This is a genomic window from Pontibacillus yanchengensis Y32 (assembly GCF_000770635.1).
Taxonomy (GTDB): domain Bacteria; phylum Bacillota; class Bacilli; order Bacillales; family BH030062; genus Pontibacillus; species Pontibacillus yanchengensis.
Genome location: NZ_AVBF01000018.1, coordinates 20,188 through 33,743, shown reverse-complemented (window position 1 = coordinate 33,743; position 13,556 = coordinate 20,188). Strand labels below are relative to the sequence as shown.

Below are 13,556 nucleotides of genomic sequence, written 5' to 3'. Positions count from 1 at the left end.
TCCTTTAATACCAAAGATTAAACAGCTGCATGATAGAAAACACAGCAATGGTAAATGGTAGAACGAAGGGAGGGCCTGATTGAAGATTCTCATAAACGAACCCACCTGTTCGTTTGCTAATAGCAACTAGGTGAAGAATGCCACCATACAACCCAGCTATTACGCCTATACTCGTCAAAATGGTTTGGATCCATCCAGTCCACGTCTCTGGATAGACAACTACTAAAAAACCAGAAAAGGCGAGTAAGGGAAGAGCAATGACAGGAATCCACATTTGCCATTTATGAAACTTTCCACGATGGTGCCAAACGGTAACTTGCATCCAAATCATGAGAAAGCCAAATGCAATAATTAGCGTTAATACACGGCCTATGCTCATGTGATCCCAGTCTACTAACATACAGGTTCCTCCCGACAGTAATATTTTCTATTTTGTTTCAAAAATGGTTACTCTATACATAGAGGGTGTGACTAGACATACCCATATGGAATTGATTACGATTAGAGTAAAGGATAGTAGTTTGTAAAGATAATGCTTTTCGTTTAGTTTTCTTTGAAACCGTTTTAAATACATTGTTCTTTTCAATACTTTCAACAAAGAAAGGGTTAGACTACATGTCAAAATTGGATTTATCACAATTTGAGAAAAAAATTGAAGTCAGGAATATACGCGACGAGGATATTGAACAAATCATGGACTTACAAAATGTGTGCTTTCCAGGAATGGATCCATGGAAAAGAGAACATCTGGAAAGTCATTTAGATATTTTCCCAGAAGGGCAGTTTTGTGTTGAACTAGATGGTGAGGTTATTGGAAGTTGCTCTAGCTTAATGGTGAACTTTGATGAATATGATGATCAACATACATGGGATGACATTACAGATGAAGGTTATATTACGAATCACGATCCAGAAGGTTACAACTTATATGGAATAGAAATTATGGTGCACCCTGATTATCGAGGGATGAAAATTGGGAGGCGCTTATATGAGGCCCGTAAGGAATTAGCTCAACAATTGAACCTTAAAAGTATTATTATTGGTGGGAGAATTCCGAACTATAGCAAGTATGAGGATCAAATGTCACCTCGTACATATGTCAGGGAGGTAATGAATCAAAATATTTATGATCCAGTACTGACGTTTCAAATAATGAATGGATTCACCGTTATGCGTGTTAATCCGAATTACTTACCTGACGATCAAGCGTCTAGTAAATACGCAACGTTAATGGAATGGAATAACGTAGATTATCGCCCAACTACTAAACGGTATTTTAAAACATCCTATCCAGTGCGCATAACGGCAATTCAGTACATGATGAAGAATATAGAGTCATTTGAGGAATTTGCGCGCCAAGTGGAATACTATGTAGACGTTGCTAGTGATTATGGCTCTGATTTTGCTGTGTTCCCAGAAATATTTACGACACAGCTAATGTCTATTATTGATGAGAAGATTCCATCCAAAGCAGTTAGAAAACTATCGGAATACACAGAAGACTATATCGAATTATTTACGCACTTGGCTGTAAAATACAATGTGAATATCATTGGAGGCTCTCATTTTGTAGAAGAGGATAACCATAAAGTATTTAATATTGCCTATTTGTTTAGGCGAGATGGAACGATTGAAAAGCAATATAAGATTCATGTTACACCGAACGAAAAGAAATGGTGGGGCATTCAGCCAGGAGATACAGTGAAGGTGTTTGATACGGACTGTGGACGGATTGCTATTCAGATTTGTTATGATATTCAATTCCCAGAGCTCTCTCGTTACGCAGTTGATCAAGGTGCAAATATTATTTTCTGTCCGTTCTGTACAGATGATCGCCAAGGGTATCTTCGTGTGCGTTACTGTGCTCAAGCACGTGCAGTAGAGAACCAGGTCTATACGGTAATTGCCGGAACGGTAGGTAACCTTACACAAGTAGAAAATATGGATATCCAATATGCTCAATCAGGTATTTTTACGCCTTCAGATTTTGAATTTGCAAGAGATGGAATTGTTGGAGAATGCCACCCGAATATAGAAACGATTGTTGTTGGAGATGTGGACTTAGAGGTATTACGTCGTCAACGTAAATCTGGAACAGTAAGACAACTAAGGGATCGTCGACGTGATTTATTTGAAATGAATTATAAGCGGTTATCAACTGAAATTGTAACGAACGATTGAGACAGAAGAAAATAATTCCCTAAAATTTTCGAAAGGATGGACACAGCCATGCAAAACCTACAAGGTCAGACAGCCATTATTACAGGTGCTTCTAGAGGGATTGGAAAAGAAATAGCTCGGCAATTAGCTGCACAATCGGTGAATATATCTTTATTAGGTAGTTCTGATGAGATTTTTAAGACAAAACATTCGTTAGAAGAAGAAGGATACCAAAACGTGTTAGCCTTCCAGGCCGATGTGAGTAAAGAGCATGAGATTGATCATGTTGTACAAGCCACAACCAATGCGTTTGGTACAGTTGATATTCTCGTCAATAATGCAGGGATAGGAATGTTCAAGCCTGTAGAGGAAGTAACCGTTGAAGAGTGGACTAAAATGTATGAAGTGAATGTACAAGGTGTTTTCCTATGCACGAAAGCTGTCATCCCTTCTATGAAAAAACAACAGTTCGGAACCATCATTACCATTTCATCTGATGTTGGTCGTTATAGTATTCCAAATGGATCTTTATATACGTCAACTAAATATGCAGTGCAAGGCTTTATGGGAGCTGTGGCTCAAGAAGTTAGAGAGCACAAAATAAGAGTAGGGACGATCAACCCTGGAATGGTGGATACGTACTTTGCTGAATCCAAGCAAGGAGACCCTGAAAAGAATGAATGGTTAAAAGTAGAAGATATTGCAGAATCAGTAGTCTACATGGCAGCTGCTCCGAAGCATATGTTAATAGATGAGATGCATCTTCATCCTCTTATTCAGGAATATCCAAGACCATAACTGTAAGAGCGCAAGTAGCCTTTATATGGTACTTGCGCTTTTTCTATAGTTATGATTTTGAATGGGTGCATATATAATAACGAAGAAAAATTAAAAGTTCTTCTGTATATTAGAGGGCTCATATGTTGCTAAACGGGCGTTTGCATTTTTTGATATAATGTCTGAATAGAAGCTTGTTAGGAAAGTTGGATTAGTATGCTTGATGAACAGCAACGGTTAGAAGCTTTGAAAACAATAGCTGAAACGTTAAATCAAAGTCAGCATAAAGAAGATATGATTCAAAATGTGTTACAACAATTGATTAACATTACCCATTTTGAGAGTGGTTGGGTTTTTTTGGAGAATGAGTCTGTCCACCTTGTCGCTGATGTAGCGTTGCCTCCTGCTTTAACGATGAATGATAAAGCTCCGATGTGCGGAGAGGATTGCTATTGTGTAAGTAAATATAAACAAGGAAAGCTTATGAGTGCTACAAACATTATTAATTGTAAGCGGATTGAAAAATCCATTCAATCAGGAAAAGGGGATACAAGAGGTATTACTCATCATGCTACCGTCCCTTTGAAGACTCCAGAACGCTCATTTGGGTTATTGAATGTAGCAACTCCTCATACCTCTACATATGAACAATCAGAGTTAGATTTGATAGAAGCTGTTGCTTACCAAATGGGGACAGCACTTCAGCGAATGGAGCAGTTTGAAAGAGAAGAGCAACGTGCTTATTTCTTAAACGAACTTCATGCACTATCCAAAAACTTGAGAGAAGCGCAATCAATAGAAGAAATTAGTAGCATCGCCATTAATAGTCTACATAAAGCATTTCCTCTGTATGGGATATCACTTCATACTACTGGAGAGGTATTTGGGGATGAGAATTTAGTTGCTGAAAGTGCACAAGTATTTGATTTCTCTGATCAAAATGGACAGCTACGCCTTCAATATAAGCGGAATTTGTCAGAACTAGAGAGCGAAATGGTCGAATTAGCAGTAGAGTATGTGGATTTATCCTTTCGTAATGTTCGTTTACAGGAACGAGAAAAGGAGATGGCTCGATTTCAAGAACGAGCTCGTTTGGCACAGGATCTCCACGATTCCGTTAATCAGTTGCTTTTTTCAGTTGTATTAACAGCAAAAGGTGCGAAATCGATAACGAAAGAAGAACCTGTGAAAGAACAACTTGGTTACATCCAAACGCTAACCTCTGACGCTCTGCAAGAGATGCGCACCCTTATCCAACGGTTAAAACCTCATGGATTAGAAGAAGGCGTATTAGCTGGTTTGAAGTCATATGCTGAAAAGATCGGTCTTGCTGTATCATTGGAATCCTCTGGAACGACAACGCTTCCGTACACTACAGAAGAAACGCTTTGGAGGATTGGGCAAGAAGCCCTTCATAACGCGAAAAAGCATTCCATGTGTCATCAAGTTTCTTTAACCCTCTCAAAAGAAAAGCACCAAGTTGTGATGACGATAGAGGATAAAGGAAGAGGTTTCGAAAGGGAAGCCATAGCTATGTATCCCTCATATGGTGTGAAAGGCATGATGGAGAGAGCAGAATTAGTGGGAGGAAGTTGTACTATAACGAGCCAACCTGGGGAAGGAACGACTGTACACATAACGATTCCTTTTAAAAAGGAGGAACTATAACTAATGACAATACGCATCTTAATTGCTGATGACCACCATGTTGTTCGAAAAGGACTTGTATTTTTCTTTCGAACGCAGGAAGACTTGGAAGTGGTAGCGGAGGCAGCTAATGGGGAAGAAGTTCTTACAGGGATAGAGGAACATGAAATTGATGTAGCCTTACTGGATGTACAAATGCCTGTAATGGATGGAGTAGAGACAGCTAAAGCTATCCGAGAACGCAATCAATCGATTAAAATTCTGATGTTAACGAGTTTCTCGGACTATGATTCGGTGATTCCAGCCATTCAAGCAGGAGCAAATGGATATCAATTGAAGGATGTAGAACCTGATCAATTAGCGGATGCCATACGAAGAGTTCACAAGGGAGAGAGTATGATTGACTCCAAAGTAGCTTCCCATCTAATGAACCATGTTACAGGTGGAGATGAGCAAGAGGAGAAGGCGAAGCTAGACTCCTTAACTAAACGGGAGAAAGAAGTTTTAAAACAAATGATGAAAGGTCAAAGTAATAAAGAGATATCCAATACACTTTATATTACAGAGAAAACGGTAAAAACTCACGTCTCCAATATACTATCTAAGCTAGAGGTTCACGACCGTACCCAAGCTGCACTGTTTGCAGTAAAATATATGAAAGAATAAATCAGACTAATGTTGTAAAAGATTGTCCGACTTATATAGGTTCATGTATCACTACTTCTAGTCAATGTCATGATCATCCATACCTTTTACAATAGACATAGGGAATACGAAAAAGGAGGACATAAGGATGAAAATCGTAGTAATCAATGGAACACCTCGAAAATATGGAAGAACGAGAATTGCAGCCAAACACATGGCTGATACATTAAATGCTCATTTAATTGATTTAAGCACGATGGATTTGCCGATGTTTAATGGAGATAAGGACCAGTCATCTCTTGCAAACGTTCAATTGTTAGACGAAACAGCTAGGGAAGCTGATGCTTTTATATGGTTATCCCCTGAATACCATGGAGGTTTAAGTGGTGCACTAAAAAATTGTTTGGACTTTTTAAATGGGGATCATTTTAAGCAAAAGCCAGTATTGCTCTTTTCGGTTGCGGGTGGAGGAAAAGGTGGCATCAATTCCTTAAACCAAATGAGACTAATTGGGAGAGCGTTGTATGCCCATGTTGTACCAAACCAAATGGTGCTAGACCCTCATTGCTTCATTCGTGAAGAAAATCGTTTAACGGAAGAAGCAGCAGAAAAAGTACAATCCAATTTAGATGAATTTAAACAATTCGCAGAACGCATGACAAGATAGTAAAAAACCCCCTTTTTACAAAAAGGGGGTTAATGATGGGTTTAAAGCAGTAGGCAATTTTTTTATCCTTGTTCCACAAGTTCACTTGGGGGTAGATGAATCATGGCATGGTCGATATACTGCATTAAGCTTTGGTGGGAAGTTACGACCTGATCATCCTCAGGGGAGTAATGATAGGCATGCAGGAATGTTTCAATTTTTTTAGATAAAAAATCATCTTTCGTACGTACCATCAAGATTAGCAAATCGTCCCATTGTCCCCACAATGTGAAATACAAGGCTTTATCATAATCAGCAATATAAACAGACATATTCTCGACGACCCCTTTCACGAAGGGTTAATAGTAGTGTAACCCTGTTTGGCACCTTACACGCTATGACGTTTTTGGTGTACTTGTTAAAGTATGGGGACATCAGTAAAAAGGTTCTTCCAATGTAAAGGTATAAGGTCATCCTATGGTGAAAATGAGGATCTTAGTGACTTTTGAATAGTATTTACTCTGACTACAAACTCTAATCATGAACGACTTGGTAAAGGAGAGACGTTAATCATGACGAGTAAAAATGGCAGTAAAGGTAGTCAAAATCAAAATTCACCAAAGCGTACTGGAAACCTTCCAGGTGGCAAGATGAAGGAAGAATTTGCGAAGGAAATCCATGCTGGCGATAACAATAAAGGAAAAGAGTATCGTTCTAATAAAGGTAGTAAATCACAACTGAAAAACCCTCAAAATCATTAAGTATATAAAAACTACAACTTGTATGGTCGAGTTGTAGTTTTTTGTTATGGTTTGTACGATGCTAGCAGGGCGCTTGCGCTTTTGCCACGTCCAGCACCAGCGCCCAGCGACTAGCAAACTTCCGTCACCTCCTTACGATAAGTCAACATCGAATCGCTACCGCTCTTCGTGTTTCCTTTCGGCCTACACGACGTAGGTTGGTTCGATGTTGCTACGTGATGTAGCGGTTTTAATCGAACTTCCACAGAGTTAGGACAGTTTGTACGTCGCTAAACGGCCGCTTGCGCTTTTGTTCTAATTGGTAACAATTGGATTTGTGTTTTGTTAAAAATATCATTCCTTAGAGAATAAACATCCTTGAGCAAAACATACTAAGAGCACACCAAATATTCTCCAAGGAGGAAATACAAATGAATATCAAAGTTGTAGGCATTACTATGCTTTCTGCAGCTATACTTTTTGGCTGTCAGGGAGACGATAAAGAAGCACGTATGGGTACAAAAGGAAATGATTATGAGGATAGTGCAAATAACACAAACTATTCCGCTCAAGAAGATGATTACAACAAGGTTGATTATGACAATGGTCCGAATCAAGGCATGATGGATGGCCAAGACTATAATGAGGAAAATGTAGGTAATGAAGATACCTATAAGAATGACAGAAATGATAATGATCGACGTTATAATGTAGCACGTGAAGTTGCACAAAAGGTTTCTAAGCAAGTAGAGGAAGTCGATCGCGCTTATGTACTTAAGACACGCAACAACGCATATGTAGCTGTTACACTTGAAGGTGAAAATAATAACAATAATAATGGTATGAATAATAACAATAATACCATGAACAACGATAACAATAACTACAACACTAACCAAATGAATACGAACGATAACAACAACATGAACAACAATGACATGAACAATAATATGGGTAACGATAAAGTGAATGATTCATTAAAATCAGAAATTGCTAAAGTTGTTAAATCAGCAGATAAAGAAATCGACAATGTATATGTATCATCAAATCCAAACTTCTACGGCATGACAAGAGGTTATGTGAATGATGTGAATGATGGAAACCCTGTTAGAGGATTTGTAGATGAGTTTGGTCGTATGATTGATCGTATTTTCCCTGATGCACAATAAATTGAACCAAAATGAACTCCCAGCATAAGGTATGCTGGGAGTTTGTTTTATAAGTGAAGGATGTGTGTTGTTTACAAATGCATACATATATAACTCTAACGCTTTGATTTAATCTGTCAGGGGAGCTCCTGCAAGTAAAGGAAATGCTAAGACGGATACTCAATAACTTCTAAAGAGTGATCTTGGTCGATGCAATACGCAAAGAAAATATGGTTCGTATTAGGAAATCCCTTCTCATGTAGTTGCTCCAAAAGCCATTCCTCATTTTTATCAATTAAACGTAGATTTCGATACTGAATGACACCTTCCACAATAACGGATAAGGGGATACCCTCGTATGGAGGTTGAATACCGATATCGTTTGGTGTGAGGGGAGCGAATTCTCTTTTGGGTATGACGCTGACCTCACCATTTGGCTCTAAAAAAGCATATTCAATGGTTCCTACTTGAGGATGACCAGCTGTGCGAAGGACTGATAATAGCTCTACTAAAGAAAATCTCGATTTCTTTAAATTATCCGGTAGAATGTTACCATGTCGAACGAGAACAGTGGGTTGCCCGATAATCCAGTGCTTGATGCCATTTTTGAGCATAAGTATAGAGATCAAATAATGAATGAGAGCAATCCCAATAATCCCAATAATACTTTGCCAGTACGTATCGATTTGGATAGGTTGAAAGGCGACATAAGCAAGGAAAAACAACGCTGCAAAATCATGAGGAGTTAGTTGAGCGAGCGCTGATTTTCCAAGTAAGCGGACGACCAAAATATACAATATGAAAATAAGTAGTAGTGGGGGAAGAAAGCTCAAATCTGCCTCACATCCTGTTCTATGTAATTTTTCATAGTGTTTGTCTTCATCCTCTGAATATGTACGAACCGGACAAATCGTTCATTTATCATTTGTAATTATGCTTTGATACAATGGTGAAAATGGGTTTTGAGGAGGAAGTAGATGAAACGTAAGCAAAAAATTGTTGCCTATATTACTCGCGTGAGAAATGGGCAACATGAGTTACTCGTACATAAGCATAAACATCAGCCTGAAGCAGGGATGCAAGTTGTATCTGGCACAGTAGAAACAGGGGAATCACTTGAAACAACATTATTTCGGGAAATCCTAGAAGAAGCAGGACTAAAGAGAATCAAATTGAGGAAGTTTTTACATACTTATATTTACTACCATCCTACCAAGCATAAAGAACTCGAGCGAAATGTCTTCTGGCTTGAGGTGACAGGTCAAGTGCCTGATGAATGGGAACATGAAGTTCAAGGGAGTGGCAATGACAGAGGGCTCGTTTTTTGCTGGACTTGGGTTCCTCTACATCATCACATAGAACTTGCAGCTAATCATGGTGATTGCTTACATTTAATACGGTGATGGTAGAGAGAACACTCTAGTTGAGGGTTGTTTTTGTTCTTAAACAAATAAACAGTAAACCTTCAAGTCATGCCACTCTTTCTCTTTCATACACTAGTAATAAGACATGTATGAAAGGAAGATGACCGTGAACATACAGGGTAATAAAGAGCTTCACAAAGCTATTGAAGAAATTACTGACATCGCAGAAGGATTTGGCCTTGATTTTTATCCAATGCGTTATGAGGTTTGTCCTGCTGATATTATTTATACGTTCGGCGCATATGGAATGCCAACTCGTTTCTCCCACTGGAGCTTTGGTAAGCAATATCACAAAATGAAACTTCATTATGACCTTGGATTAAGTAAAATTTACGAGCTTGTTATTAACTCTGATCCTTGTTATGCATTTCTATTGAACACGAACAGCCTTATACAAAATAAATTAATTGTCGCACACGTTCTAGCCCACTGTGATTTCTTTAAAAACAATGTACGATTCGGGAATACTGACCGGGATATGGTTGAAAAGATGACGGCTACTGCAGAACGTATTTCTTATTATGAAAAAATTCACGGCCGCAAAACAGTGGAAGAGTTTATTGATGCTGTGCTGGCTATTCAAGAACACATTGACCCCTCCTTACAAAGACCAAAACTTGCTTGGACATTAGAAGATCTAGAAGAGGAAGAACTAGAAGGACCTCGACCAACCCCATACGACGACCTATGGCAACTAGGGGAAGAGAAGAAACCAGAAGTTGATAAAAAGAAGAAAAAGAAATTCCCTCCACAGCCTGAGAAAGACATCTTATTATTTATCGAAGAGTATAGCCGGGACCTTGAAGAATGGCAACGCGATATTATGACCATGATGCGTGAGGAAATGTTGTATTTCTGGCCGCAGCTGGAGACGAAGATCATGAACGAAGGCTGGGCTTCGTTTTGGCACGCAAGAATATTGCGTGAGATGGATCTAACTAGCTCTGAGGCTATTGAGTTTTCTAAGCTGAACGCAGGTGTTGTGCAGCCATCCAAAACACAAATCAACCCTTACTATCTTGGCGTGAAAATCTTTGAGGATATCGAAGAACGATACAACAATCCAACCGAAGAGATGAAAAAGCTTGGCGTCAAACCTGGTTCTGGTCGTGAAAAGATGTTCGAAGTGCGGGAGATTGAATCGGACATTTCCTTTATTCGCAACTATCTAACCAAAGAATTGTGCAGTCGTGAGGACTTATATTTGTTCCAAAAACAAGGGCGAGAATACAAAATTACGGATAAGGACTATCAAGAGGTAAGAGACCAACTTGTAACGATGAGGGTGAATGGAGGATTCCCTTACATCACAGTCGAAAATGGTGACTATCTGAAAAATGGAGAGCTGTACCTGAAGCATCATTTTGAAGGAGTTGAACTAGACCTAGATTATCTGGAACGGACGATGCCTTACCTGTATCAATTGTGGGGAAGAACGGTTCATATTGATACGTATGTAGAGGATCGGAATATTCTGTTTACGTATGAAGGGAAGAAAGTGAATCGGAAGTTTATTTAGACGTAGCATCAAGTTTATAAGGGAGGACATAATCAATTCAGCTCTAGAGTGATAACTGAAGTTATTACTTCAGAGCTGAATTTTGTATGGAAAAAAATAATTAGTAGGGAGTTAAACATTAAGAAACTAAGGTGAAATCAAAGCATACTTCCAATGTACTGAGTTTATTTCCATCACTTACAATGAAGTAGAAATTTAATCTTTCAAAAATTTCCCACCTCTTCATGAAAAAGATGGGCTTGTTTTTGAGAGAACTGCCTAACACCATTTTCATACTATACATACATCAAGACGAAATATGAAGAGGTGTATAAAAATGAGGAGTCAGCCTTCATCTAAGAAACACTGTCAGGTAGTATTACCACCAAGTGGATGCCCAGGCATTTTTCCAACTACACAATGCCAAACTCCAATGATTCAACTTGACCAGATTTCCTCGATAAGTTGTGAGGGAGTTATTACAGGGCGAGTACTTTGCGATTTTGCTCCGATTTCAGGTGTTGAGGTTACATTATCAAGTTCCTCCGATGTTGTTATGTTTGAAGATACTACTCCAATAACGGATCGGACTGGAAGGTTTACAACTAGAGTTTCGATCCCTAAAGGAACTTCTTTTCAGCAAGTTACGATAACTGCAAAAACGTCAGTGGCCAATGTAATGATTTCCGATTCTATTCAGATTACGGTAGACTGTGTTTTTTGTAGGGAACCTCTCTTAACCTTAATCTCACCTGTTGGAAAAGTAGGATGTATGGGGGAGAAGCTTAAGGGTTCACTATTATGTGATGGTGTGCCTATAGCTAATGCACCTATTTCATTCCAAATTATATCTTCTTCTCGAAATATTTTTCTAAGCCCTAATCCAGCTATAACTGAACAAGACGGTAGTTACTCAACTACATTGATTCCTACGCTAGGTGTCAATGAAACCATAACAATTGTTGCTTCTGCTACAGTAGGAGGGAAAAAGGTAACAGCAGTATTGGAAGACATCACGGTTAGGTGTCAAAAATGTAAAAAACCAAAAATAGAGCTAGATGATTCTGGTTTAATCAATTGCAAGGGAACCATATCAGGGCGGTTAACGTGTGATGGTGAACCTATTAACAATGTCGTAGTAAATCTTACAAGTACATCCGTTCTGGAATTCGATACTCCAAACCCAATAACGGATGCAAATGGTGAATTTTCTAGTGTCGCTCGAGTTCCTGAAGGGACTGCCTCACAGAGTGTTTCTTATAAGGCTACAGCTACTGTAGATGGAAAAACCGTATCCAAGACAGGGATGGTTGAAATCGTTTGTGAAAGTTGTGTTAATCCACATATCACCTTAAAAGTTCTTACTAAAGTAGTCGAATGTAGTGGTGCTAAACTAGAGGGAAAAGTAACGTGTGATGGAAAGCCAGTAGAGAACGCAGAAGTATTTATAAATATTCAGCCTCCAGGTGCTAGAGTAAAGGTAGATCCCAACCCAGCAATCACAAAGGAGAATGGGGTGTACATTACAACCTTAACTCCTGAAGGGAATGTGGATCAGACAATTTCGGTAATTGCATCTGTTACAATCGGAGAGAAAACGGTTTCCACAGATCCCCAAGATATTAAGGTGAATTGTAAAAAGTGTAAGGATCCTAAGATTATATTAGATGATTCAGACTTTATTAAATGTGAAGGAACCATTTCTGGCAAGGTCACCTGTGACGGGAATCCAGTAAAAAATGAGGTAGTTTACCTTAGTAGTGAATCTGTTTTAAACTTTACAACACCTAATCCAGTCACAAATGATTCGGGAGAGTTCTCAAGTGTGGTTACGGTGCCACCAGGTACGTCATTACAAAAAGCAACCTACTCCGCAACTACAAGAATAAGTGGTGTCCCAGTTTCTGAAATGGGTGAGGTGAAAGTAGTATGTAATCAGTGTGAAAACCTTTCTGTTACATTGAATACACCAGAAGACAAAATTGATTGTAAGGGGGCTGATATTAATGGTAAAGTCACATGTGATGACGCCCCTTTAGCCAATGTGAAGGTATTTTTTTCAGTAGTGACTAGTAAAGGTACTGTCACTATTAAACCTAATCCAGCTATCACGAGAGAAGATGGAACTTATTCGGCAAACTTGCTACCGAGTAAAGGATCTTTTGGAAAAGTGAAGGTTATTGCGAATGTTACAGTAGAGGATCGAGAGGCGGAAGCAGGCCCTAATCATGTGAATGTGTATTGTCCTAAACATAAAAAAGTACCTTGTAAGATTCATTTAAAGACACAGGGAAATCACACCGCAAAGCTCAGGGTCATTCAAAATGAAGGATCGAAAGAGTATCATGGCTTCATGAAGCTAGATGTTAACGGTAAGTGTGGAGAATGTGATTTCACAGGGAATGGATTTGTGATTCACTTCCAATCGGATAAGGGAGAACATTTTACTTTAAAAGAAGAAAAAAGAAAGTCTATATACTGTGAAGACCATTATAAGGTTGCCATTGTAAATGGGGTAGTTGAAGGTAAGTTGTATGATGGAAACCAGAAAGATTATTTAGTGACGATATGGGCAAAGCTTGATGAATTATCTAATCAAGTGATTTGGGAATTTATTGCGGATGATGGGGAGGGTACCATCATAGAAACTGCATCACCATATATTACGACTTCTTGTGAGGAGAACGTTATAGAGCCTTGTAATGGAGAATATTTCTTTGAATAAGAGATACATTTTATAGCCTTCATATGTGAGGGCTATTTTTTCTATTTGCTACACTGTCGTTTATGTTCACATTATAAAGAATAAACCGGAATAAATCATCATCATGTTACAGTGGAGATGTGGTATGAATGGATGAGGAATATGGA

Annotated in this window: 13 protein-coding genes; 10 read left to right on the top strand and 3 right to left on the bottom strand. The window is 38.7% G+C overall.

Going from position 1 to position 13,556, the window contains the following annotated elements; translation table 11 throughout:
- Positions 1 to 4: 4 nt before the first annotated feature.
- Positions 5 to 400, bottom strand: coding sequence for a hypothetical protein (locus N782_RS08375; RefSeq protein WP_036818421.1), 396 nt, complete (start codon positions 398 to 400; stop codon positions 5 to 7).
- A 215-nt stretch (positions 401 to 615) separates the two neighbouring features.
- Between N782_RS08375 and N782_RS08370 the strand changes: the two genes are divergently transcribed.
- The 5 genes from N782_RS08370 (at position 616) to N782_RS08345 (ending at position 5,896) form a co-directional block, all read left to right on the top strand.
- Positions 616 to 2,181: a bifunctional GNAT family N-acetyltransferase/carbon-nitrogen hydrolase family protein gene (locus N782_RS08370; protein ID WP_036818418.1), complete on the top strand. Its 1,566-nt coding sequence runs from the start codon at positions 616 to 618 to the stop codon at positions 2,179 to 2,181.
- Between the two features lie 48 nt (positions 2,182 to 2,229).
- Positions 2,230 to 2,958, top strand: coding sequence for an SDR family oxidoreductase (locus N782_RS08365; RefSeq protein ID WP_036818416.1), 729 nt, complete (start codon positions 2,230 to 2,232; stop codon positions 2,956 to 2,958).
- 195 nt (positions 2,959 to 3,153) lie between these two features.
- Positions 3,154 to 4,605 (top strand): GAF domain-containing sensor histidine kinase, encoded by a 1,452-nt coding sequence (locus N782_RS20670; RefSeq protein WP_052111251.1) that lies wholly within the window; start codon positions 3,154 to 3,156, stop codon positions 4,603 to 4,605.
- 3 nt (positions 4,606 to 4,608) lie between these two features.
- A complete protein-coding gene (locus N782_RS08350; RefSeq protein WP_036818412.1) occupies positions 4,609 to 5,250 on the top strand; it encodes a response regulator in 642 nt (213 codons plus the stop codon).
- A 127-nt stretch (positions 5,251 to 5,377) separates the two neighbouring features.
- Complete coding sequence (locus N782_RS08345) at positions 5,378 to 5,896, top strand: NADPH-dependent FMN reductase (protein WP_036818410.1); 519 nt, start codon at positions 5,378 to 5,380, stop codon at positions 5,894 to 5,896.
- 62 nt (positions 5,897 to 5,958) lie between these two features.
- Here N782_RS08345 and N782_RS08340 read toward each other — a convergent pair whose 3' ends face one another.
- The gene (locus tag N782_RS08340) at positions 5,959 to 6,207 is read right to left on the bottom strand and encodes a YhdB family protein (RefSeq protein ID WP_036818408.1); all 249 of its coding nucleotides are present in this window, start codon (positions 6,205 to 6,207) and stop codon (positions 5,959 to 5,961) included.
- Between the two features lie 240 nt (positions 6,208 to 6,447).
- Between N782_RS08340 and N782_RS08335 the strand changes: the two genes are divergently transcribed.
- On the top strand, positions 6,448 to 6,636 hold the full coding sequence (locus tag N782_RS08335) for a hypothetical protein (protein WP_036818406.1): 189 nt from the start codon (positions 6,448 to 6,450) through the stop codon (positions 6,634 to 6,636).
- A 410-nt stretch (positions 6,637 to 7,046) separates the two neighbouring features.
- Positions 7,047 to 7,784 carry a YhcN/YlaJ family sporulation lipoprotein gene (locus tag N782_RS08330; protein WP_052111250.1) on the top strand — a complete coding sequence of 246 codons (738 nt, stop codon included), beginning with the start codon at positions 7,047 to 7,049 and terminating at the stop codon, positions 7,782 to 7,784.
- 146 nt (positions 7,785 to 7,930) lie between these two features.
- On the opposite strand, the gene N782_RS08325 is transcribed toward N782_RS08330, so the two are convergent.
- Complete coding sequence (locus N782_RS08325) at positions 7,931 to 8,560, bottom strand: DUF421 domain-containing protein (RefSeq protein ID WP_420805587.1); 630 nt, start codon at positions 8,558 to 8,560, stop codon at positions 7,931 to 7,933.
- A 180-nt stretch (positions 8,561 to 8,740) separates the two neighbouring features.
- On the opposite strand from N782_RS08325, the gene N782_RS08320 reads away from it, so the two are divergent.
- The 3 genes from N782_RS08320 to N782_RS08310 all read left to right on the top strand — a co-directional run bounded on the left by N782_RS08320 (position 8,741) and on the right by N782_RS08310 (position 13,410).
- Positions 8,741 to 9,166: an NUDIX hydrolase gene (locus tag N782_RS08320; protein WP_036818404.1), complete on the top strand. Its 426-nt coding sequence runs from the start codon at positions 8,741 to 8,743 to the stop codon at positions 9,164 to 9,166.
- A gap of 127 nt (positions 9,167 to 9,293) precedes the next feature.
- Positions 9,294 to 10,706: a SpoVR family protein gene (locus tag N782_RS08315; RefSeq protein WP_036818401.1), complete on the top strand. Its 1,413-nt coding sequence runs from the start codon at positions 9,294 to 9,296 to the stop codon at positions 10,704 to 10,706.
- A gap of 316 nt (positions 10,707 to 11,022) precedes the next feature.
- The gene (locus tag N782_RS08310) at positions 11,023 to 13,410 is read left to right on the top strand and encodes a hypothetical protein (RefSeq protein ID WP_036818399.1); all 2,388 of its coding nucleotides are present in this window, start codon (positions 11,023 to 11,025) and stop codon (positions 13,408 to 13,410) included.
- The last annotated feature ends 146 nt before the right edge of the window (positions 13,411 to 13,556 follow it).